Origin of the sequence: Maribacter sedimenticola (genome assembly GCF_900188415.1) — a bacterium.
GTDB lineage: Bacteria > Bacteroidota > Bacteroidia > Flavobacteriales > Flavobacteriaceae > Maribacter > Maribacter sedimenticola.
In genome coordinates this window covers 1-22,447 of record NZ_FZNV01000010.1, presented here as the reverse complement: position 1 = coordinate 22,447, position 22,447 = coordinate 1, and the positions used below count along the sequence as shown (strand labels likewise).

The 22,447-nt window shown below is 38.2% G+C and carries 17 protein-coding genes, 5 tRNA genes and 1 pseudogene; 22 read left to right on the top strand and 1 reads right to left on the bottom strand.

The window, feature by feature from the left end:
• The first annotated feature begins 62 nt into the window (after positions 1-62).
• From CHB68_RS17270 to CHB68_RS17170, 21 genes are all read left to right on the top strand, one after another.
• Positions 63-1,673: an alanine/glycine:cation symporter family protein gene (locus tag CHB68_RS17270; protein ID WP_089262976.1), complete on the top strand. Its 1,611-nt coding sequence runs from the start codon at positions 63-65 to the stop codon at positions 1,671-1,673.
• Positions 1,674-1,685: 12 nt separating this feature from the next.
• Entirely contained in the window at positions 1,686-2,564 is an 879-nt protein-coding gene (locus CHB68_RS17265) for a ComEA family DNA-binding protein (RefSeq protein ID WP_089262974.1), read from the top strand.
• A 10-nt stretch (positions 2,565-2,574) separates the two neighbouring features.
• Positions 2,575-3,750, top strand: a complete 1,176-nt coding sequence (locus CHB68_RS17260; protein ID WP_089262972.1) for an acyl-CoA dehydrogenase family protein — start codon at positions 2,575-2,577, stop codon at positions 3,748-3,750.
• A gap of 93 nt (positions 3,751-3,843) precedes the next feature.
• Positions 3,844-4,038 (top strand): 30S ribosomal protein S21, encoded by a 195-nt coding sequence (gene rpsU / locus CHB68_RS17255; protein WP_027067859.1) that lies wholly within the window; start codon positions 3,844-3,846, stop codon positions 4,036-4,038.
• A gap of 92 nt (positions 4,039-4,130) precedes the next feature.
• Positions 4,131-5,021: a tyrosine-type recombinase/integrase gene (locus CHB68_RS17250; protein ID WP_089262970.1), complete on the top strand. Its 891-nt coding sequence runs from the start codon at positions 4,131-4,133 to the stop codon at positions 5,019-5,021.
• A 49-nt stretch (positions 5,022-5,070) separates the two neighbouring features.
• Positions 5,071-5,373: a ribosome hibernation-promoting factor, HPF/YfiA family gene (gene hpf, locus CHB68_RS17245; RefSeq protein ID WP_089262968.1), complete on the top strand. Its 303-nt coding sequence runs from the start codon at positions 5,071-5,073 to the stop codon at positions 5,371-5,373.
• Between the two features lie 102 nt (positions 5,374-5,475).
• Positions 5,476-5,549, top strand: a tRNA-Thr gene (locus CHB68_RS17240).
• 27 nt (positions 5,550-5,576) lie between these two features.
• Positions 5,577-5,658 (top strand) — tRNA-Tyr (locus CHB68_RS17235).
• A gap of 47 nt (positions 5,659-5,705) precedes the next feature.
• Positions 5,706-5,778: transfer RNA gene (locus CHB68_RS17230), tRNA-Gly, on the top strand.
• Positions 5,779-5,848: 70 nt separating this feature from the next.
• Positions 5,849-5,920 (top strand) — tRNA-Thr (locus tag CHB68_RS17225).
• 55 nt (positions 5,921-5,975) lie between these two features.
• Positions 5,976-7,163 (top strand): elongation factor Tu, encoded by a 1,188-nt coding sequence (tuf, locus tag CHB68_RS17220; protein WP_089262966.1) that lies wholly within the window; start codon positions 5,976-5,978, stop codon positions 7,161-7,163.
• A 100-nt stretch (positions 7,164-7,263) separates the two neighbouring features.
• Positions 7,264-7,336, top strand: a tRNA-Trp gene (locus tag CHB68_RS17215).
• Between the two features lie 54 nt (positions 7,337-7,390).
• On the top strand, positions 7,391-7,579 hold the full coding sequence (gene secE, locus CHB68_RS17210; RefSeq protein WP_068484277.1) for a preprotein translocase subunit SecE: 189 nt from the start codon (positions 7,391-7,393) through the stop codon (positions 7,577-7,579).
• An 8-nt stretch (positions 7,580-7,587) separates the two neighbouring features.
• Positions 7,588-8,139, top strand: a complete 552-nt coding sequence (gene nusG / locus CHB68_RS17205; RefSeq protein ID WP_089262964.1) for a transcription termination/antitermination protein NusG — start codon at positions 7,588-7,590, stop codon at positions 8,137-8,139.
• Between the two features lie 70 nt (positions 8,140-8,209).
• A complete protein-coding gene (rplK, locus tag CHB68_RS17200) occupies positions 8,210-8,647 on the top strand; it encodes a 50S ribosomal protein L11 (RefSeq protein ID WP_089262961.1) in 438 nt (145 codons plus the stop codon).
• An 18-nt stretch (positions 8,648-8,665) separates the two neighbouring features.
• Positions 8,666-9,355, top strand: a complete 690-nt coding sequence (gene rplA / locus CHB68_RS17195) for a 50S ribosomal protein L1 (RefSeq protein ID WP_089262959.1) — start codon at positions 8,666-8,668, stop codon at positions 9,353-9,355.
• Positions 9,356-9,381: 26 nt separating this feature from the next.
• Positions 9,382-9,897, top strand: a complete 516-nt coding sequence (gene rplJ, locus CHB68_RS17190) for a 50S ribosomal protein L10 (RefSeq protein ID WP_089262957.1) — start codon at positions 9,382-9,384, stop codon at positions 9,895-9,897.
• A 50-nt stretch (positions 9,898-9,947) separates the two neighbouring features.
• Entirely contained in the window at positions 9,948-10,328 is a 381-nt protein-coding gene (gene rplL, locus CHB68_RS17185) for a 50S ribosomal protein L7/L12 (protein WP_089262955.1), read from the top strand.
• Positions 10,329-10,460: 132 nt separating this feature from the next.
• On the top strand, positions 10,461-14,270 hold the full coding sequence (gene rpoB / locus CHB68_RS17180) for a DNA-directed RNA polymerase subunit beta (protein ID WP_089262953.1): 3,810 nt from the start codon (positions 10,461-10,463) through the stop codon (positions 14,268-14,270).
• Positions 14,271-14,331: 61 nt separating this feature from the next.
• Entirely contained in the window at positions 14,332-18,630 is a 4,299-nt protein-coding gene (gene rpoC, locus CHB68_RS17175) for a DNA-directed RNA polymerase subunit beta' (protein ID WP_089262951.1), read from the top strand.
• A gap of 53 nt (positions 18,631-18,683) precedes the next feature.
• The gene (locus CHB68_RS17170; RefSeq protein ID WP_089262949.1) at positions 18,684-18,998 is read left to right on the top strand and encodes a DUF3467 domain-containing protein; all 315 of its coding nucleotides are present in this window, start codon (positions 18,684-18,686) and stop codon (positions 18,996-18,998) included.
• Between the two features lie 36 nt (positions 18,999-19,034).
• Here the strand turns inward: CHB68_RS17170 and CHB68_RS17165 are convergent, their stop codons facing one another.
• Positions 19,035-20,624, bottom strand: coding sequence for a peptide chain release factor 3 (locus CHB68_RS17165; RefSeq protein WP_089262947.1), 1,590 nt, complete (start codon positions 20,622-20,624; stop codon positions 19,035-19,037).
• A gap of 503 nt (positions 20,625-21,127) precedes the next feature.
• On the opposite strand from CHB68_RS17165, the pseudogene CHB68_RS17160 reads away from it, so the two are divergent.
• Positions 21,128-22,447 (top strand): annotated as a pseudogene (locus CHB68_RS17160) (gliding motility-associated C-terminal domain-containing protein); the annotation flags it as partial.

Sequence of the window (22,447 nt, the reverse complement as noted above, 5' to 3'; positions counted from 1 at the left end):
ATCCATAATTTTTAAGATATTGCTAGATTAACTAACTAAATTCAATAACTAATTTGAAAACTATGAAGTATAGACTTCTGATCATTTTATCATTTTTAATACCAACATTGACCTTTGCACAGGAAAAAGGTCTTGATGAAAAAGTGAACGACGCTTTTATGCCATTTGCAATATGGTGGGAGGCTACGGTGTTAACATCCGTTCCCATTGCAGGTTTTGATATTCCCATAGTTTTAATTCTATTGATTGCAGGAGCAACTTTTTTTACGATTTATTTCAAATTTCCAGGTATAAGTAAATTTCCTTTGGCAATCAATGTAGTACGTGGAAAATATGAGGAGATAGAAAAATACGGTCTTGAAAAAGTTCAAATGCACATGACCGAAGACGGTGATATCCCAGATACCATACGTGATGAAAGTGAAGAAGGTGAAGTTAGTCATTTTCAAGCCTTGGCCACTGCGGTTTCGGGTACCGTAGGTTTAGGGAATATTGCAGGTGTGGCGGTCGCCATTGCCCTAGGAGGACCTGGTGCAACATTCTGGATGATTGTATGTGGTCTAATAGGAATGTCGACAAAATTCGTAGAATGTACCCTTGGTGTCAAGTATAGGGACGTTGGTCCAGATGGTACAGTATATGGTGGGCCAATGTATTATTTGTCCAGGGGATTAAGTGAAAGTAACTTAAAAGTATTAGGTAAAATTCTTGCTGGCGTATTCGCAGTACTTTGCGTTGGTGCTTCATTTGGTGGAGGTAACGCTTTTCAATCTAACCAGGCAGCTGTACAATTGACCTCAATGCTCAATTTGGAAGGTGGTGCCACAGGTGTAATTATTGGTTTAATACTTGCTATTTTGGTAGGCGTAGTAATTATTGGAGGTATTAAAAAGATAGCCAGTGTTACAGAAAAAATCGTGCCTTTTATGGCAGGTATCTATGTATTGGCGTCTTTGGTGATCATATTTGCCAACATAAAATATATAGGTGATGCTTTTGGAATGATTTTTTCCGGAGCTTTTTCTCCTGATGCTGCTATTGGGGGTATCATAGGTGTTATAATTGTTGGTTTCCAACGTGCGGCCTTTTCCAATGAAGCGGGTGCAGGTTCTGCGGCGATAGCGCATTCTGCCGTTAAAACCAGGTATCCTGCAAGTGAGGGTATTGTAGCACTACTTGAACCATTTATTGATACGGTGGTCATTTGTACCATGACAGCATTGGTGATAATTTTCTTTAATATGGATGCCGGTGCCTTTGAGTACGGTAACGGTATTGGTAGTACGGTAATGTTGAGTGAAACAGGTGATTATGTAGGTGGGGTGGATTTAACCTCTATGGCGTATGATTCCGTAATTCCTGGATTTAGATATGTCCTAACAATAGCCATAATCCTATTTGCCTTTTCTACAATGATTTCTTGGTCTTATTATGGTCTTCAATCATGGAAATATTTATTTGGTCGTGGAAAGACCGCAGATATTATTTACAAAGTATTGTTTTTAATGTTTGTAGTAATAGGAGCCGCCGCAACGTTAGATGCGGTAATAAAATTCTCGGATGCTATGATTTTGGCATTGGTGTTCCCTAACATGATAGGTCTGCTCATACTTTTTCCTAAAGTAAAAAAGAGTTTTGAGCGATATTTAACGGCAATTAAAAAAGTATATTAATTACCGTACCTTTTGAAAAAATTAAAATCCCACTTTAAGTTCACTAAACAAGAACGTAGTGGGATTTTCTTTTTGCTGTTGTTCCTTGTGTTGGTTCAAATCTTTTTTTATTTAAACCACAATTATATTAGGGATGGTTATCCCCTAAAAAGCAATTTTACTGAGCAGCAACGCATAGATTCGCTTAAACAGGTATTGGCGGAAAAGAAAGACAAAATTATCTATAAGTTCAATCCAAATTTTATTTCGGACTATAAAGGATATAGTTTGGGCATGTCCGTTGAGGAAATAGATAGGTTACATGAGTTTAGGAACACGGGTAAATTTGTGAATTCTGCAGAAGAGTTCCAAAAAGTCACGTTAATATCAGATTCACTCTTAAAAGCTATTTCGCCAAATTTTAATTTTCCAGAATGGGTAACCAAGTCTAAGATCGGTGCTGTTGAAAGTAATCAATTTGGTAACGAACATAAAAACTATTCAAAATCAATTCCTGTTCTAGATATTAATGAAGTGACGGCAGAACAATTGCAAACAATAAACGGAGTTGGGGAAAAATTGTCTACTAGAATTATAAAATTCAGGGATAGACTAGGAGGTTTTTTAGTAGATGAACAATTGTTTGATGTATATGGACTTGAAGATGAGGTTGTGGAGAAAACGCTTAAGCGGTTCAAGGTCCTATCCAAGCCAAAAGTTGAAAAAATTAATGTAAATACGGCCACGGTTGAAGAACTATCAAAATTGATATATATTCAAAAAGTGGTGGCCCAGCGTATTGTAAATTATCGTAATCTCAACGGAAGTATTAATTCTTTGAACGAATTGTTAAAAATTGAAGGATTTCCATCGGAACGAATTGAGAGAATTGGTTTATATTTGTCGCTCTAAAAAAAACGCTATGCAAAGTATGTACTTCACGGAAGAGCATCAACTTTTTCGGGAAAGCTTAAAAGAATTTTTACAGAAAGAAGTTGTTCCGCATATAGATAAATGGGAGGCCAATGGAACTATTGAAAGGTTCATATGGAAGAAATTTGGTGATATGGGATATTTTGGACTTGCCACACCGGAGGAAGATGGTGGTCTGGGTCTTGATTTGTTCTATACTGTAATTTTATTGGAAGAATTGCAAAAGGTGAATTCCGGAGGTTTTGCTGCGGCAATTTGGGCCCATGCATATTTGGCAATGACCCATTTGAACAAGGAAGGCGATTCTTTTGTTAAGGAAAAGTATCTACGACCTAGTGTGGATGGTGATAAGGTTGGGTGTCTTTGTGTTTCTGAGCCTTTTGGTGGAAGTGATGTTGCAGGAATGCGTACCACGGCAGTTCGTAAAGGGGACCATTATATATTAAATGGTTCAAAAACCTTTATAACCAATGGCGTGTATGCGGATTATATGATCGTTGCCGCCAAGACGGCACCTGAGTTGGGTAATAAGGGCATAAGTATTTTTGTGGTAGACCGGCAGAGTAAAGGGGTAACGGCCAACAAGTTGAATAAATTGGGTTGGAGAGCATCGGATACGGCAGAACTGGCGTTCGATAATGTCATGATACCTGTGGAGAACCTTATGGGTGAAGAAAATATGGGCTTTTCCTATATCATGGAGCATTTTTCCCTTGAGCGGTTGATCATGGGCGTCAATGCACATGCCAGATCGGAATATTTTTTGGAATATGCACTACAATATATGTCGGAGCGAGAGGCTTTTGGCAAGACGATCGACCAATTTCAAGCATTAAGGCACAGGGTTGCGGATATGTATGCGGATATAGATATGTGCAAGGAGTATAATTATTCTGTAGCTTATCGCTTGGACAAAGGACAGTATGTGGTAAAGGAAGCCACCATTTCAAAATTAAAATCAACGAAGGTAGCAGATGAGGTGGCGTATGAATGTTTGCAGTTTTTGGGTGGATATGGGTATATAGAGGATTATCCTATGGCCAGAAACTTTAGGGATAGCAGGTTGGGTCCAATTGGAGGTGGAACCTCTGAAATACTTAGGGAGATAATTGCCAAGATGGTTATTGATAAAAAGGAGTACAGACCTGCTACTGTTCAGCAATAGATAAATAATTTTTAAAAATTTGATAATAGGTTGCTAAAATGAATTTAGTTCTTATATTTGCACCCTTAATCATAAAGAGAGGAGGTTTAGCCCATGTTAATAATACCAGTAAAAGAAGGAGAAAACATAGATAGAGCTTTAAAGCGCTTTAAGCGAAAGTTTGATAAAACAGGTACAATGAGACAGTTACGAAAGCGTCAACAGTTCAATAAGCCATCTGTAGTTCGTAGAGCTCAAATCCAAAAAGCAGAATATATTCAAGGTCTTAGAGATCAAGAAGAAATCTAAACTTTGTTTTTTTAATATAGAAAATCCCGCTTTATGCGGGATTTTTTTTGCGCAAATCTTAACTAACTTAATTCTTTTGATACCTTTAAGTAATGTTTATAGCTGAATTTACTTCATATCTATTATTGGAAAAGAATTATTCCGATCATACCGTAAAGGCTTATGAAAGTGATATAATGTCGTTCTGTGAGTTTGTTACGGCGGCGTTTGGGGTTGAGGACATAGATCATATTGAATATGCTCTTGTGCGAAGTTGGATAGTTAGGTTATCAGAGCTAAAGATCAACAATAGGTCCATTAACAGAAAAATTTCATCGCTAAGGGCGTATTATAAATTTTTGCAAAAAACAGAGGTCATTAATGTTAGTCCTTTAATAAAGCATAGGGCGTTGAAAACATCCAAGAAAATAGAGGTGCCGTTTTCTGAACTGGAGATGAGGGATGTACTTTCCGCCATTGAATTTACTGATACTTTTGAAGGGTGTAGAGATCAATTGTTAATACATATTCTGTATACGACCGGTATGCGTAGGGCGGAACTTATTGGGTTAAAAGTATCGGATATTGATTTTGATGCCAAAACCATTAAGGTATTGGGTAAAAGAAATAAGGAAAGATTGATCCCAATGCTGCAGGAAACTGAGCAAATGATTATCGGCTATTTAAATAAGCGCCTAAGGCTTGAACAGATAAATGATTCCAATTTTATCTTTCTGACGGCATCTGGCAATAAATTATATGAAACACTTGTTTATAGAGTAATAAACAAGTATTTTAGAATGGTGTCAAGCAAGGTGAAGACCAGCCCGCATATTTTAAGGCACACCTTTGCCACCCATCTTTTGAATAAAGGTGCGGATTTAAATTCGGTCAAAGAATTGTTGGGGCACACTAGCTTGGCGTCTACCCAGGTATACACACATAATAGTATTGCAGAATTAAAAAAAGTTCATGCAAAAGCGCACCCAAGGGGTAACAAGTAATAATCGTCTAATCAGGCCAACATTTTTCTTGGCCATAAATTTTCTGAGTATGAAAGTAAATACACAATCGGTAAATTTTAATGCAGATCGTAAGTTGATAGATTTTTTGCAGAACAGGCTTAACAAGGTAGAAACCTTTTATTCAAAGGTCATTAGTTCGGACGTCTACATGAAGGTGGAAAATACGAGTTCTAAAGTAAATAAGATAGTCGAGATAAAAATAAACGTACCTAAGGATAAATTCGTTGTAAAAAAGCAATGTAAATCATTTGAGGAAGCTGTAGACTCTGCGTGTAATTCGTTGGAAAGAAGGCTAATAAAACAAAAGGAAAAATTAAGAGTGCAGGCATGATAAAAATTTTTTAAAATTTGTTTTGAATAAACAAAAAATACTATACATTTGCAGTCCGTTAGAAATAGCGGGCTTTTTTATGGCGATAAAAGTCGTAAATAAGCCGATGTAGCTCAGCTGGCTAGAGCAGCTGATTTGTAATCAGCAGGTCGTGGGTTCGAGTCCCTCCATCGGCTCTGAAGTTCTTTAAAATATTAGTTTGAGGGGAGATACTCAAGCGGCCAACGAGGGCAGACTGTAAATCTGCTGACTACGTCTTCGCAGGTTCGAATCCTGCTCTCCCCACAAAACTATTTTTAAAGTAATTTTATTGAAATTTTGTAATGTTATAAGCGGGAGTAGCTCAGTTGGTAGAGCGTCAGCCTTCCAAGCTGAATGTCGCCGGTTCGAACCCGGTCTCCCGCTCAATAATTAGACAGAAATGTCGTCCCTGCGAAGGCAGGAGTCTGTTTTGTAAATAGATTCGACACTTTACGCCGGTGTAGCTCAGGGGTAGAGCGTTTCCTTGGTAAGGAAGAGGTCACGAGTTCAATTCTCGTCATTGGCTCAATTAAGGTATAAATTTGTACACTAATATAAACTAAGATTAAAATTCATTAAACATGGCAAAGGAAACTTTCGATCGTTCCAAACCGCACTTAAATATAGGTACTATTGGACACGTGGATCACGGTAAAACTACATTAACTGCTGCTATTACTACTGTATTGGCAAACGCAGGTCTTTCTGAACTGAGAAGTTTCGATTCTATCGATAACGCTCCTGAAGAAAAAGAAAGAGGTATTACTATTAACACTTCACACGTAGAGTATTCTACAGCTAACCGTCACTACGCTCACGTTGACTGTCCTGGTCACGCGGATTACGTAAAGAACATGGTTACCGGTGCTGCTCAAATGGATGGTGCTATTTTAGTTGTTGCCGCTACAGATGGTCCAATGCCACAAACTCGTGAGCACATCCTTTTAGGTCGCCAGGTTGGTATTCCTAGAATCGTTGTTTTCATGAACAAAGTGGATATGGTGGATGATGAGGAGTTGATCGAGCTTGTTGAAATGGAAGTAAGGGAATTGCTTTCTTTCTATGAGTATGATGGTGATAATGGACCTGTAATCGCTGGATCTGCATTAGGTGCATTGAACGGTGAGCAAAAATGGGTTGATACGGTAATGGAATTGATGGATGCTGTTGATAGCTGGATCGAGCTTCCTGCTAGGGATGTTGATAAGGATTTCTTAATGCCTGTTGAGGATGTATTTACGATTACTGGTCGTGGTACTGTTGCAACTGGTCGTATAGAAACTGGTATTGCAAACACTGGTGATCCAGTTGAGATCATTGGTATGGGTGCGGAGAAATTGAACTCTACTATTACTGGGGTTGAGATGTTCCGTAAAATATTGGATAGAGGTGAAGCTGGTGATAACGTAGGTATCTTGTTGAGAGGTATTGAAAAATCTCAAATTAGCCGTGGTATGGTAATCTGTAAGCCAGGTTCTGTTAAGCCACATGCTAAGTTTGAAGCTGAGGTCTATGTATTGAAAAAAGAAGAAGGTGGTCGTCATACGCCATTCCATAATAACTACCGTCCACAGTTTTATGTAAGAACAACGGATGTTACTGGTAACATTGCACTTCCTGCAGGAGTAGAAATGGTAATGCCTGGTGATAACCTTACTATTACTGTTGAGTTGATTCAGCCAATCGCATTGAGCGTAGGTTTACGTTTCGCTATCCGTGAAGGTGGTAGAACTGTAGGTGCTGGTCAGGTAACTAAGATTATAGATTAATTCAATCTAAAGAGTATTGTATATAAGGGTGTCCTGCTCATGCGGGACACCTTTACATGCAAATAAAAGAATAGGTGAATTATTTGATTCGCCATTTTTTACGGGTGTAGCTCAGTTGGTAGAGCACTGGTCTCCAAAACCAGGTGTCGGGAGTTCGAGTCTCTCCTCCCGTGCGCAAGAGTATAGAGGTTGAAATCTCATTAGTTGAAATTGTAAAACAGAATTAGATGTTCACATATATAAAAGAATCCGTTGAAGAGTTAAGGAATAATGTTACTCTTCCCTCACGTGCAGAATCATCAAATTTAATGGTTGTTGTAGCGGTGTTTTCTATCCTATTTGCTTTGGCTACTTGGGGTGTAGATACGGTCTTCAGTAAGGTGATCAAGTTATATTTCAACACTGTTTTAAACTAAGAGGACCTATGTCAGAAGTATTGGAAAAGAAATGGTACGTTGTAAGGGCGGTCAGTGGTCAAGAGAATAAAATCAAAGGCTATATTGAAAGCGAAGTTGAACGTCACGGTTTTTCTGATTATTTAGAGGATGTACTTGTTCCTACAGAGAAAGTAGTTCAAATCAGGAACGGTAAAAAAATTAATAAGGAACGTGTTTATTTCCCTGGTTATATTATGATTAAAGCCAATTTGGGAGGAGAAATGGTTCATATTATTCGTTCTATCACTAATGTTATTGGATTTTTAGGGGAAACAAAAGGCGGAGATCCTGTTCCTTTAAGAAAGAATGAAGTTAATAGAATGCTTGGTAAGGTAGATGAGCTGGCGGTTAATACCGATAGTGTTGCCATACCATTTGTATTTGGGGAGACCGTAAAGGTAATAGATGGTCCGTTCAATGGATTCAACGGTACGGTCGAAAAGATAAACGAAGAAAAACGCAAGCTTGAGGTAATGGTTAAGATTTTCGGAAGAAAAACACCATTAGAGTTAAGTTATATGCAAGTTGAAAAAGTATAATATTAAGTGTTACATACATAATTAAAGTAGTGTTGCTTCCGTAAACACACTTTCAATTTAATTTTAAACAATGGCAAAAGAAGTAGGTAAAGTAGTTAAACTACAAGTTAGGGGAGGTGCAGCGAATCCATCGCCACCGGTTGGACCCGCCTTAGGTGCTGCCGGTGTTAACATTATGGAATTCTGTAAGCAGTTCAACGCTCGTACGCAGGATAAACCAGGTAAGGTATTACCAGTTGTTATCACCGTTTACAAGGATAAGTCTTTCGACTTTGTTGTAAAAACACCACCAGCGGCAGTTCAGCTATTGGAAGCGGCTAAGATTAAAAAAGGATCTGGCGAACCTAACAGAGTAAAATTAGGGAGTGTAACTTGGGACCAAATCAAGGTAATAGCCGATGATAAAATGGTTGACCTTAACGCATTTACCGTGGAATCGGCTATGAGTATGATAGCTGGTACTGCTAGGTCTATGGGTATGAAGGTATCAGGTAAAAAACCTTTTTAAAATCTTAAAAGCAATTAAATGGCAAAGTTAACTAAGAAGCAAAAAGAAGCGCACTCTAAGATAGAAAAGGATAAATTATATTCTTTGGTAGAGGCTTCTGCTTTAATTAAAGAGATAACCAATACAAAATTTGATGCCTCAGTTGATTTGGCGGTTCGTTTGGGTGTTGATCCAAGAAAAGCTAATCAAATGGTACGTGGTGTGGTAACATTGCCACATGGAACCGGTAAGGACGTTAAGGTTTTGGCTTTGGTAACGCCGGACAAGGAAGCTGAAGCTCAAGAAGCAGGCGCTGATTATGTTGGGTTAGATGAGTATTTGGAAAAAATAAAAGGCGGTTGGACAGATGTCGATGTTATCATCACAATGCCAAGCGTTATGGGTAAATTAGGTCCTTTAGGTCGTGTTTTAGGACCAAGAGGTTTAATGCCGAATCCAAAGACGGGTACCGTAACAATGGATGTGGCCAAGGCTGTATCTGAAGTAAAAGCTGGTAAAATCGATTTTAAGGTCGATAAAACAGGTATTGTACATGCTGCGATAGGTAAAGCGTCTTTCTCAGCGGATAAATTGGTGGATAACGCAAAAGAGTTGTTGGATACATTGAATAAGATGAAACCAACTGCTGCAAAGGGTGTATATATGAAAACTGTTTTCATGTCAAGTACAATGAGCCCAAGTTTGCAATTAGACCCAAAGTCAGTATAACGAACTGCTAGTTAAAAATTAATAGTATGACAAGAGAAGAAAAAGCAACGGTTATAGAAGATTTGACTGCGCAGTTGGCTAATAGTTCCAGTATTTATTTAGCAGATATATCCGGTTTAAATGCCGGTGTAACTTCAGATTTAAGAAGAGCTGCTTTTAAGGCGAACATTAAACTGGCAGTTGTTAAAAATACCTTGCTTGCAAAAGCAATGGAAGCTTCAGACAAAGAATTTGGCGAATTGCCGGAAGTATTAAAGGGAAATACCTCTTTGATGTTTTCTGATGTAGCCAATGCTCCAGCTAAATTGATAAAGAACTTCAGAAAAAAATCTGAAAAGCCTTTATTAAAAGGAGCTTTTGTTGAAGAAGCAATATATATAGGTGATGAAAACTTAGATGCTTTGGTTAGCATTAAGTCTAAGGAAGAAATGATTGGTGAAATAATCGGATTGTTACAATCTCCGGCCAAGAATGTTATTTCTGGACTTAAATCTGGCGGTGGTAAACTTGCCGGTATTCTTAAGACATTATCTGAAAAATAAGTACGCACTATAAACTAAGTATATTTTAAAATTTTATTAAACGATAGAAAATGGCAGATTTAAAAGATTTCGCAGAACAATTGGTTAACCTTACGGTAAAAGAAGTAAACGAGTTAGCTGATATATTAAAAGAAGAATACGGTATTGAGCCTGCAGCTGCAGCTGTAGCGGTTGCCGCTGGTGGTGGTGCTGCTGAAGGTGGTGATGCTGGTGAAGCTCAAACAGAATTCGATGTTATCTTGAAAGCACCAGGTGCTTCTAAGTTAGCAGTAGTTAAATTGGTTAAGGAATTGACTGGTTTAGGTTTGAAAGATGCTAAGGATATTGTTGACAGCGCACCAAAAGCTGTTAAGGAAGCTGTTTCTAAAGATGAAGCAGAAGGTATCAAAAAATCATTGGAAGAAGCTGGAGCAGAAGTTGAGCTTAAATAATAGCAACAACCATATTACTTTTGGTTTAGGTCTTTTCGCTTTTTGCGGTTAGACCTAAGCCATTTTATAGATTTAGGTATATTAAGAAGTATACTACCCCTTTAGTACTCACGATCAAAACACTGTCCGTAGATGTTCACAAATCAGACTGAAAGAATAAGCTTTGCTTCCGCAAGAAATACACCGGATTATCCGGATTTCTTGGATATTCAGATTAAATCTTTTCAAGACTTTTTTCAACTTGAGACTAAATCAGATGAAAGAGGTAATGAAGGTTTATACAATACCTTCATGGAGAATTTTCCAATAACTGATACTAGAAATCAGTTTGTATTGGAGTTTTTAGATTATTTTATTGATCCACCCCGATATTCTATTCAAGAATGTATTGAGAGAGGTCTTACATATAGCGTTCCCTTAAAGGCACGTTTAAAATTGTATTGTACCGATCCGGAACATGAAGACTTTGAGACTATCGTACAAGATGTGTATTTGGGTACTATACCTTATATGACACCAAGTGGAACTTTTGTTATCAATGGCGCAGAGAGAGTTGTGGTTTCTCAGTTACATAGATCACCAGGGGTTTTCTTTGGCCAGTCTTTTCATGCAAATGGAACTAAATTATATTCTGCCAGGGTAATTCCTTTTAAAGGGTCATGGATAGAATTTGCTACCGATATCAATGGCGTAATGTATGCTTATATCGATAGAAAGAAAAAATTACCGGTTACTACCTTGTTCAGGGCTATTGGTTTTGAACGTGATAAGGATATTTTAGAAATTTTTGACCTTTCAGAAGAAGTAAAGGTCTCTAATGCCGGGCTTAAAAAAGTATTGGGACGTAAATTGGCGGCTAGGGTATTGAATACCTGGCATGAAGATTTTGTTGATGAGGATACAGGTGAAGTTGTCTCAATAGAACGTAATGAAATAGTATTGGACCGTGATACTATTTTGGAAAAAGAGCATATTGCAGAAATAATCGATGCAGATGTTAAGACTATTTTGTTACATAAGGAGAATAATGCGCAATCAGATTACGCCATTATCCATAATACGTTACAAAAGGATCCAACAAATTCTGAAAAGGAAGCTGTTGAGCACATCTATCGTCAATTACGTAATGCAGAACCGCCAGATGAGGAAACTGCACGTGGTATAATTGATAAATTGTTCTTTTCTGACCAACGCTATAACCTAGGTGAGGTTGGTCGTTACAGAATGAACAAGAAGTTACAGTTGGATATTGGAATGGACAAGCAGGTCTTGACAAAGGAAGATATCATAACAATCATTAAATATTTAATTGAGTTAATTAACTCAAAAGCAGAGATCGATGATATTGACCACCTTTCTAACCGTCGTGTAAGAACTGTAGGGGAGCAATTGTCATCTCAGTTCGGTGTTGGTCTTGCCCGTATGGCCAGAACAATACGTGAGCGTATGAACGTTCGTGATAATGAAGTGTTTACACCTATAGATTTGATTAATGCCAAGACACTGTCTTCGGTTATCAATTCATTCTTTGGTACTAACCAGTTATCGCAGTTTATGGATCAAACAAATCCACTTGCTGAGATTACGCACAAGAGAAGATTATCGGCTTTAGGTCCAGGCGGTCTTTCAAGAGAACGTGCAGGATTTGAGGTTCGTGATGTTCACTATACACACTATGGTCGTCTTTGTCCTATAGAAACTCCAGAAGGTCCAAACATTGGACTTATATCTTCACTTTCTGTTTTTGCGAAAGTGAATCCTATGGGCTTCTTGGAAACGCCTTATAGAAAGGTGACGGACGCTGTGGTGGATTATAAAAACTATGCATATTTAAGTGCAGAGGAAGAAGAAGGAATGAAAATTGCTCAGGCAAACATTCCTATGGATGATGACGGTAAGATAAGTGTGGATAAGGTGATTGCAAGGGAAGAAGGAGATTTCCCTGTAGTAGATCCATCTGATATTCAATATACGGATGTTGCACCAAACCAAATTGCTTCTATTTCTGCTTCATTGATTCCATTTTTGGAACATGATGATGCGAACAGGGCATTGATGGGCTCTAACATGATGCGCCAGGCGGTACCATTGTTGAAGCCACAGTCTCCAATCGTGGGAACAGGTCTTGAAAGACAGGTAGCGTCAGATTCTAGGGTGTTGATCAATGCGGAAGGCGATGGTGTTATTGAATATGTTGATTCTCAGAAAATTACCATCAAATACGATAGGACTGATAACGAAAGATTAATAAGTTTCGACGAAGACGAGAAAACCTATTTCTTGGTGAAGTTTAGAAAAACCAACCAAGGAACCAATATTAACCTAAAGCCAATTGTTCAAAAAGGGGATAGGGTTAAAAAAGGACAGGTATTATGTGAGGGTTATGCAACCGAAAAAGGTGAGTTGGCCTTGGGAAGAAACTTGACCGTGGCATTTATGCCTTGGAAAGGATATAACTTTGAGGATGCGATCGTTATTTCGGAGAAGGTTGTACGTGAAGATATTTTTACCTCTATCCATGTTGATGAATATTCTTTGGAAGTTAGGGATACCAAATTAGGGGCGGAAGAGCTTACACATGATATTCCTAATGTATCTGAAGAGGCTACTAAAGACTTGGATGAGAATGGTATGATTAGAATAGGTGCTGAAGTTAAGCCCGGTGATATTCTAATTGGTAAGATTACTCCTAAAGGGGAGTCTGATCCAACACCTGAAGAAAAATTGTTACGTGCCATTTTTGGAGACAAGGCTGGTGATGTAAAAGATGCTTCTTTAAAAGCGTCGCCTTCATTAAGAGGGGTCGTAATTGAAAAGAAATTGTTCTCTAGATCCGTAAAGGATAAGAGAAAACGTTCAGAAGATAAGGAAGAGCTTTCTAAATTGGAATTGGAATATGAAGTAAAGTTCCAAGAATTAAAAGATGTTCTTGTTGAGAAATTATTTACGATAGTAAATGGTAAAACTTCACAAGGAGTACTTAATGATTTAGGGGAAGAAGTTTTGCCTAAGGGTAAGAAGTATACCATGAAAATGTTGAATTCTGTGGATGATTTTGCTCATTTAGTGGGTGGAAGTTGGACTACGGATAATGAAACAAATGCATTGGTAGCAGATTTGCTTCATAATTATAAGATTAAGCTTAACGACTTACAAGGTAACTTGAGAAGGGATAAGTTTACCATTTCTGTTGGGGATGAATTACCAGCGGGTATAATGAAGCTTGCCAAGGTTTATGTAGCTAAAAAACGTAAACTAAAAGTTGGTGATAAAATGGCGGGTAGACACGGTAACAAAGGTATTGTTTCCAGGATTGTGCGTCATGAGGATATGCCGTTCCTAGAAGATGGAACTCCCGTAGATATCGTATTGAACCCATTAGGTGTACCATCTCGTATGAACATTGGGCAGATTTATGAAACTGTATTGGGATGGGCTGGCCTTAAATTAGGTAAGAAATTTGCCACTCCAATTTTTGACGGTGCCACATTGGACGAAATCAATGCTTATACGGATGAAGCGGGAATTCCAAGATTTGGACATACATATTTGTATGATGGAGGAACTGGTCAACGTTTTGATCAACCGGCCACCGTGGGTGTTATCTATATGTTGAAACTAGGACATATGGTAGATGATAAGATGCACGCTAGATCTATTGGACCATACTCTTTGATTACGCAACAGCCATTGGGTGGTAAAGCTCAATTTGGTGGTCAGCGTTTTGGTGAGATGGAAGTTTGGGCACTTGAGGCCTACGGTGCATCCGCAACCTTACGTGAGATTTTAACGGTTAAGTCCGATGATGTAATCGGAAGAGCTAAGACCTATGAATCTATTGTTAAGGGCGAAACAATGCCTGAACCTGGTTTACCAGAATCTTTCAACGTTTTAATGCACGAACTTAAGGGATTAGGTTTGGATATTAGACTTGAGGAGTAGTTCAATAGTTACTATTGTAGACTATAAGTAAAAAAAATTAAAACATTATCAGCACGCTATTATGGCAAGAATAAAAGATAATAACCCAGTAAAAAGGTTCGATAAAATTTCAATAGGTTTAGCATCGCCAGAATCAATTTTGGCAGAATCTAGAGGTGAGGTTTTAAAGCCTGAAACAATTAATTATAGAACGCACAAACCAGAACGTGATGGTTTGTTTTGTGAGCGTATTTTTGGCCCTGTAAAGGATTATGAATGTGCTTGTGGAAAATATAAGCGTATTCGCTACCGCGGTATTGTATGTGATCGTTGTGGTGTGGAGGTAACGGAAAAAAAGGTTCGTAGGGATCGTGTAGGTCATATTAACCTAGTAGTTCCTGTAGCACATATTTGGTACTTTCGTTCCTTACCCAACAAAATAGGATACCTTTTAGGTTTGCCGTCCAAGAAATTGGATATGATTATTTACTACGAACGTTATGTAGTAATACAGCCAGGTATTGCCAAAGGTCCTGAAGGTGAGGAAATTCAGAAAATGGATTTCTTGACAGAAGAGGAATACTTGAACATTTTGGATACCATTCCTCAAGAAAATCAATATTTAGAAGATTCCGATCCTAATAAATTCATCGCTAAGATGGGGGCGGAATGTTTAATTGATCTATTGGGAAGGATTAATTTAAAGGAACTTTCTTTTGAGTTAAGACATAAAGCAAATACGGAGACCTCTAAACAACGTAAAACAGAGGCCTTAAAGCGTCTACAGGTTGTAGAGGCATTAAGGGAATCCCAAGAAAATAGAGAGAACGAGCCAGAGTGGATGATTATGAAGGTAATTCCGGTAATACCACCAGAATTACGTCCATTGGTTCCATTGGATGGTGGCCGTTTTGCAACATCAGATTTAAATGATCTTTATAGAAGGGTAATTATCCGTAACAACCGTCTGAAAAGATTAGTTGAAATAAAGGCTCCAGAAGTAATTTTACGTAATGAAAAACGTATGCTTCAGGAAGCGGTGGATTCTTTGTTCGATAACACAAGAAAAGCTTCTGCTGTTAAAACAGAATCAAATAGACCTTTAAAATCACTTTCAGACTCATTGAAAGGAAAACAAGGTCGTTTCCGTCAAAACCTTTTAGGTAAACGTGTTGATTACTCTGCGCGTTCGGTAATTGTTGTAGGTCCGGAAATGAAGTTGTTTGAATGTGGTCTACCTAAAGATATGGCTGCGGAACTTTACAAACCTTTTGTTATCAGGAAACTGATTGAAAGAGGTATTGTAAAAACAGTTAAATCTGCTAAAAAAATTATAGATAAAAAAGAGCCTGTAGTTTGGGATATCTTAGAAAATGTACTGAAAGGGCATCCTGTAATGTTAAACAGGGCTCCTACATTGCACCGTTTAGGTATTCAAGCTTTTCAGCCAAAATTAATTGAAGGTAAGGCAATACGTCTGCACCCGTTGGTTTGTACTGCGTTTAACGCGGATTTTGATGGGGATCAAATGGCGGTTCACCTTCCTTTAGGGCCAGAGGCTATTCTAGAATGTCAATTATTGATGTTGGCTTCGCATAATATTTTGAACCCTGCCAACGGTTCTCCTATTACGGTACCATCACAGGATATGGTCTTGGGTCTATATTATATGACCAAAGAAAGAAAATCTACGCCTGAGTTGATTGTAAAAGGTGAAGGAATTACTTTTTACTCGTTTGAAGAAGTTGAAATTGCCTTTAATGAAGGTAAGGTAGATTTGAATGCCGGTATCAAGGTAAGGGCCAAGGATTTTAATGAAGAAGGAGAGTTGGTATATAAGATAATACCAACAACGGTAGGTAGAGTATTGTTCAACATGGAAGTTCCTGAAGAGGCGGGTTATATCAATGATGTCTTGAACAAGAAATCCCTTAGGGATATTATCGGTGGAATTTTAGCCGTAACTGATGTGCCAACAACGGCAGATTTCTTGGATAGAATTAAGAATTTAGGGTATGATTTTGCCTTTAGAGGAGGATTATCTTTTAGTTTAGGGGATATTATTATACCAAAAGAGAAACATGAAATGATTGCAGATGCCAATGGTCAAGTTGACGGCATTATGGCAAACTATAACATGGGTCTAATAACAAACAACGAACGCTACAATCAGGTAATTGATGTTTGGACATCTACCAATGCTCAGTTAACTGAGTTGGCAATGAAACGTATTCGTGAGGATCAACAAGGGTTTAACTCTGTGTATATGATGCTTGATTCTGGTGCAAGGGGTTCTAAGGAGCAAATTCGCCAGTTAACGGGTATGCGTGGTCTTATGGCTAAGCCTAAAAAATCTACTGCCGGTGGTGGTGAGATTATTGAAAACCCAATTTTATCTAACTTTAAGGAAGGTCTTTCCATTCTTGAATACTTTATATCAACACACGGTGCTCGTAAAGGACTTGCGGATACGGCCCTTAAAACGGCTGATGCTGGTTACCTAACAAGAAGGCTGGTAGATGTTTCTCAAGATGTAATTATTAATACTGAAGATTGTGAGACCTTAAGAGGTGTAGAAGTACAGGCGCTTAAGAAAAATGAAGAGGTAGTAGAAAGTCTTGGAGAAAGAATCTTGGGTCGTGTATCATTACATGATGTTTACAATCCAATGACGGAAGAGTTGATCTTAAAGGCTGGTCAGCATATCATGGAGAGCGATGTTAAGAAAATAGAGAATTCTCCTATAGAAAAAGTTCAGGTAAGGTCGGCATTGACATGTGAGGCTGAAAAAGGAATTTGTGCACAATGTTACGGAAGAAACCTATCTACCAATAAAATGGTACAAAGGGGCGAAGCTGTAGGTGTTGTTGCAGCACAATCCATTGGTGAGCCAGGAACACAGCTTACACTAAGAACGTTTCACGTAGGTGGTATTGCAGGTAACATTTCAGAGGACAATAAATTAGAGGTAAGATTCTCGGGTATTGCTGAAATTGAGGATTTAAGAACGGTAACCGGTGAAGGTTCGGATGGTAGTCCAGCTGAAATCGTAATATCAAGAACAACGGAAATTAAAGTTGTTGATGCAAAAACTGGTATAACCTTAAGTACAAGCAATATTCCTTATGGTTCACAATTATTTGTGGAAAATGGTGCAAAGGTTGAAAAAGGAGATGTTATTTGTTCTTGGGATCCATATAACGGTGTAATCGTTTCTGAATTCCCAGGTAAGATCGCCTATGAGAATATTGAACAAGGTGTTACATATCAAGTAGAAATAGATGAACAAACTGGTTTCCAGGAGAAAGTTATTTCTGAATCTCGAAACAAAAAGTTGATTCCAACTTTATTGATTCAAGATAATAAAGGAGAAACCTTGCGTTCATATAACCTACCTGTAGGTTCCCACATTATGGTAGATGATGGTGATAAGATCAAGGAAGGTAAGATTTTGGTTAAAATACCACGTAAATCTGCAAAGGCAGGTGATATTACCGGTGGTCTACCAAGGGTAACTGAATTGTTCGAGGCACGAAATCCTTCTAACCCAGCGGTGGTGTCCGAAATTGATGGTGTTGTTTCTTTTGGTAAGATCAAGAGAGGTAACCGTGAGATAATCATTGAATCCAAATTGGGAGAAGTAAAGAAATATTTGGTGAAGCTATCTAATCAAATCCTTGTTCAGGAAAATGATTATGTTAGGGCAGGTATGCCGTTATCAGATGGTTCTATTACTCCTGAGGATATATTGGCAATAAAAGGACCATCTGCCGTACAACAGTACTTGGTGAACGAAGTGCAAGAGGTGTATAGGTTACAAGGTGTAAAGATCAATGACAAGCACTTTGAGGTAGTCGTTAGGCAAATGATGAGAAAGGTAAGAATCGTTGATCCGGGAGATACAATTTTCTTGGAAAACCAATTAATTCATAAAGATGACTTTATTAAGGAAAATGATAATATTTTCGGTAAAAAAGTTGTCATGGATGCCGGTGATTCGGAAAACTTGAAACCTGGTCAAATAGTTACACCAAGGGAATTGAGGGACGAGAATTCATTGCTTAAACGTAGTGATAAAGCCATTGTAGAGGCAAGGGATGCCGTATCGGCAACAGCCACCCCAATATTGCAGGGTATTACAAGGGCTTCATTACAGACGAAGTCATTTATCTCTGCTGCATCGTTCCAAGAAACGACAAAAGTTCTGAACGAGGCTGCAGTAAGTGGTAAGATAGATACGTTAGAGGGTCTTAAAGAAAATGTAATCGTAGGTCATAAGATTCCGGCAGGTACAGGAATGAGGGACTATGATAGCATAATCGTAGGATCTAAGGAAGAGTATGATGAGATAATGGCCAGAAAAGAGGCCTTAAGATTTTAATATCAAAGACCCTCAAATTTATTTTGAGGGTCTTTTTTTTATAATTAAAAACTATGAGTGAGAATAAAAATCCGAATCAAAAACAAATCAATATAGAGTTGGATGAAAAGATGGCCGAAGGAATCTATTCCAATTTAGCCATTATTAATCATTCGGTTTCAGAATTTGTAGTGGATTTTATCAGTATGATGCCTGGTGCGCCAAAAGCAAAGGTTAAAAGTAGAATAATTTTGACCCCCCAACATGCAAAGAAGTTTTTAAAAGCTTTAAACGAAAATGTGCAACGTTTTGAAAAGGCACATGGAACGATAAAAGATTATGAACAACCTTCCATACCTCTAAATTTTGGACCTACGGGAGAAGCATAAAAAAAAGCCCAATATTTTTAGATTGGGCTTTTTTATTTAATCAAATTCCGAGACAAAGTGAAGCTTCACAGAAGGATATTTCTGTTGCGTCATTTGCAACGAAAATTGTGAATCTGCTAAAAAGACCAACTGGCCCCTTTTATCTTTTGCTAAAAATTTTTGCTTTACACGTTCAAATTCTTTGAATTCCTCTGATTTTCTATTTTCGGTTCCTACCCAACAAGCTTTGTAAACATTGAAATTTTCATAGCTACATTTGGCACCATATTCGTGTTCTAGTCTATATTGTATTACTTCAAATTGTAGGGCGCCAACGGTACCAATTACCTTTCGGCCATTTAATTCTAGGGTAAAAAGCTGTGCCACACCTTCGTCCATCAATTGGTCAATACCTTTGTACAATTGCTTGGATTTCATGGGGTCGGCATTATTGATGTACCTAAAGTGTTCTGGAGAAAAACTGGGTATCCCTTTATAATGCAATATTTCGCCTTCGGTCAAAGTGTCCCCAATTTTAAAGTTACCTGTGTCGTGCAGGCCAACAATATCTCCAGGATAGGAAATGTCCACAATTTCTTTCTTTTCCGCAAAGAAAGCATTGGGGCTTGAAAACTTTAATTTTTTTCCTTGTCTTACATGTAGGTATGGCTTATTTCGTTCAAATGTGCCAGAAACTATTTTAATAAAAGCCAAACGGTCCCTGTGTTTTGGATCCATATTGGCATGAATCTTAAAAACAAATCCGGTCATATCCTTTTCGCTAGCTTCTACCATACGCTCCTCGGCATTCTTTGAACGTGGTGTAGGGGCTATTTGAATAAAACAGTCCAAAAGTTCCCTAACACCAAAATTGTTAAGAGCTGAACCAAAAAAAACAGGTTGCTGATCACCCTTTAAATATAATTCCTTGTTGAACTTTGGGTAAACGCCCCATACCAAATCTAGATTATCCCTAAGTTCTTCAGCGGCATTGGAACCTATTATCTTTTCCAATTCTGGGTTGTTGACATTATCAAAGGCAATGGTCTGTTCAATATTTTTTTTGCTATCCCCGCTAAATAGGTTAATATTTTTTTCGTAAATATTGTAAATCCCTTTAAAATCATATCCCATACCAATAGGAAAACTTAATGGTGTAACGGATAACCCTAGTTTTTGCTCTAATTCATCCAATAGGTCAAAGGCATCTTGTCCTTCACGGTCCATTTTATTTATGAAAACCAGCATGGGTATCTTCCTCATTCGGCAGACTTCAACCAATTTTACCGTTTGTTCTTCCACACCTTTGGCAACATCAATAACTACGATTACACTATCAACTGCTGTTAATGTTCTAAAAGTGTCTTCTGCAAAATCCTTATGGCCAGGTGTGTCAAGGATATTTATTTTTTTGTCCTTGTATAGAAAAGCTAGAACAGAGGTTGCAACTGAGATACCTCTTTGTCGCTCTATCTCCATAAAATCACTGGTAGCGGTCTTTTTTATTTTATTGTTTTTTACCGCTCCTGCTTCTTGTATGGCGCCCCCAAAGAGTAGCAATTTTTCGGTCAATGTGGTTTTACCGGCATCGGGATGTGAAATTATGCCAAAAGTCCTTCTTCGTTCTATTTCTTGCTTAAAACTCATGTAAAATATTTGTGCAAAAATAAGCTAATTTGTATTCTCCATCTTCCTGTAATTTAAAGCAAAAATCAAAATTAAAAAGTATAGCGAAAGCGGGTGAAAAGAATTTTTGTAAAAAGTAAGGGTGGTGAAAAGAATTTTCGCATTACATAGTCTTTTTCTTAACTTATACCGTACTTAATTGTATCGACAGGATATTAATGTAACTTTCAACAAATTAATAAGTAGTTCATCTTTTGTATTTGATGGATAAAGGAAAAACTATTTGTGTTGAAATAATTATACTATATCTTAGCATAGTTTTTATTAAGTAAGCCCCACTTTCTTATACGAAACGCAACACTACATTGCCATGGTGATTAGTAAAACACTAAACACTTATGGGTAAAACTACATTATTGAAGATTGATGGATTTAGGTTTAAACTTTCAAACTTATTTCTAATATGTTTTTCTTTTTTTATAATCGGAATCCAATTTAGCAAGGCTAATCAGGAGGGTTCTTTGATGTATAAAAATAACGATACCACTACCAACAATGATACGGATATTGATGAGGATGATGATGGCATTTTGGATACTGTGGAAGACCAAAATGAGGATGGGGACAATAATTACCTGACCAATCCGTCTGACCAAGATGGAGATGGAATTCCCAATTATTTGGATATTGATTCGGATAATGACGGTATTTTGGATACTATTGAAGCCCAGGGCAACGGAACCCTTATTGTTAGATGGAACAGGGATGATAATGGTAATGGTTTGGATGATGCTTTTGAGCAATCTGGCATGTTGGGCTTAACCCCGGTAAATACAGATGGTATAAGAGGAAGTTGTAAACCTATTCCTGATTATTTGGATATAGATTCTGATATTGATGGTATTAGGGATAATGTTGAGGCACAATCCTTTTTAGGCTATGTGGCACCCTTAAATATAGACATTAACGCTAATGGTTTGGATGATGCGTACGAAGGCAGTTACGGTTTTGGGATAATCCCTATAAATTCTGATAATGATGAATTCCCGGATTATCGTGATTTTGATTCTGATGCGGATGGTATTAAGGACAAAGTAGAGGCTCAGACGTCCGCCGGTTATCTTAGACCGTTAGGTGATACCAATTGCAATGACATTGATGATGCTTATGAAGACGGTTTAAGTACTATTGATACCGATGGTGATGGTATGCCGGATTATCGGGATATAGATTCTGATAATGATGGTATTTTAGATAATAATGAAAGCCAGACAATTGATGGTTATTTGGCCCCCGGGGGTGTTGATAATAACCGAAACGGTATGGATGATGTTTATACCCCTAGTGGTATAACGCCAATAAATTCAGACAACGATAGTCAGCCAGATTTTAGGGACATAGACAGCGATAACGACGGCATACCTGACAACGTAGAGGCACAGACCACATCGGGCTACATAGCGCCCAATGCGGACGATTCGGTCACGTATGCGTCCAACGACGGGGTCAACAGCGCGTACATAGGGGGCCTTGACCCCGTGAACACGGACGGCACGGACAATGTCGATTATCTTGATGACGATAGCGACAACGATTCGGTGCCCGACAACAACGAGGGCAACGATTTTAATTATGATGGCATTCCCGACCAGTCCTATACCGGTACCGATACCGATGGTGACGGACTTGACGATGGCTATGAAGGTTCTGACGTGAACGACGGATTCGATGTGAACGACGAGATAGACGACCCTGCGACGGACCTTCCCGATACGGACGGCACCGAGGACGTGAACTACCGCGACCTTGACGACGACGGCGACGGTATCGATACGCCCGACGAG

Excerpts from the sequence above, each read along its gene's own strand:
- rplJ (WP_089262957.1), top strand. The coding sequence starts at position 9,382 with ATGACAAGAGAAGAAAAAGCAACGGTTATAGAAGATTTGACTGCGCAG.
- CHB68_RS17170 (WP_089262949.1), top strand. The coding sequence starts at position 18,684 with ATGAGTGAGAATAAAAATCCGAATCAAAAACAAATCAATATAGAGTTG.
- CHB68_RS17260 (WP_089262972.1), top strand. The coding sequence starts at position 2,575 with ATGCAAAGTATGTACTTCACGGAAGAGCATCAACTTTTTCGGGAAAGC.
- rpsU (WP_027067859.1), top strand. The coding sequence starts at position 3,844 with ATGTTAATAATACCAGTAAAAGAAGGAGAAAACATAGATAGAGCTTTA.
- rpoC (WP_089262951.1), top strand. The coding sequence starts at position 14,332 with ATGGCAAGAATAAAAGATAATAACCCAGTAAAAAGGTTCGATAAAATT.
- CHB68_RS17165 (WP_089262947.1), bottom strand. The coding sequence starts at position 20,624 with ATGAGTTTTAAGCAAGAAATAGAACGAAGAAGGACTTTTGGCATAATT.
- hpf (WP_089262968.1), top strand. The coding sequence starts at position 5,071 with ATGAAAGTAAATACACAATCGGTAAATTTTAATGCAGATCGTAAGTTG.
- CHB68_RS17250 (WP_089262970.1), top strand. The coding sequence starts at position 4,131 with ATGTTTATAGCTGAATTTACTTCATATCTATTATTGGAAAAGAATTAT.
- rpoB (WP_089262953.1), top strand. The coding sequence starts at position 10,461 with ATGTTCACAAATCAGACTGAAAGAATAAGCTTTGCTTCCGCAAGAAAT.
- nusG (WP_089262964.1), top strand. The coding sequence starts at position 7,588 with ATGTCAGAAGTATTGGAAAAGAAATGGTACGTTGTAAGGGCGGTCAGT.
- rplA (WP_089262959.1), top strand. The coding sequence starts at position 8,666 with ATGGCAAAGTTAACTAAGAAGCAAAAAGAAGCGCACTCTAAGATAGAA.
- rplK (WP_089262961.1), top strand. The coding sequence starts at position 8,210 with ATGGCAAAAGAAGTAGGTAAAGTAGTTAAACTACAAGTTAGGGGAGGT.
- secE (WP_068484277.1), top strand. The coding sequence starts at position 7,391 with ATGTTCACATATATAAAAGAATCCGTTGAAGAGTTAAGGAATAATGTT.
- CHB68_RS17270 (WP_089262976.1), top strand. The coding sequence starts at position 63 with ATGAAGTATAGACTTCTGATCATTTTATCATTTTTAATACCAACATTG.
- rplL (WP_089262955.1), top strand. The coding sequence starts at position 9,948 with ATGGCAGATTTAAAAGATTTCGCAGAACAATTGGTTAACCTTACGGTA.
- tuf (WP_089262966.1), top strand. The coding sequence starts at position 5,976 with ATGGCAAAGGAAACTTTCGATCGTTCCAAACCGCACTTAAATATAGGT.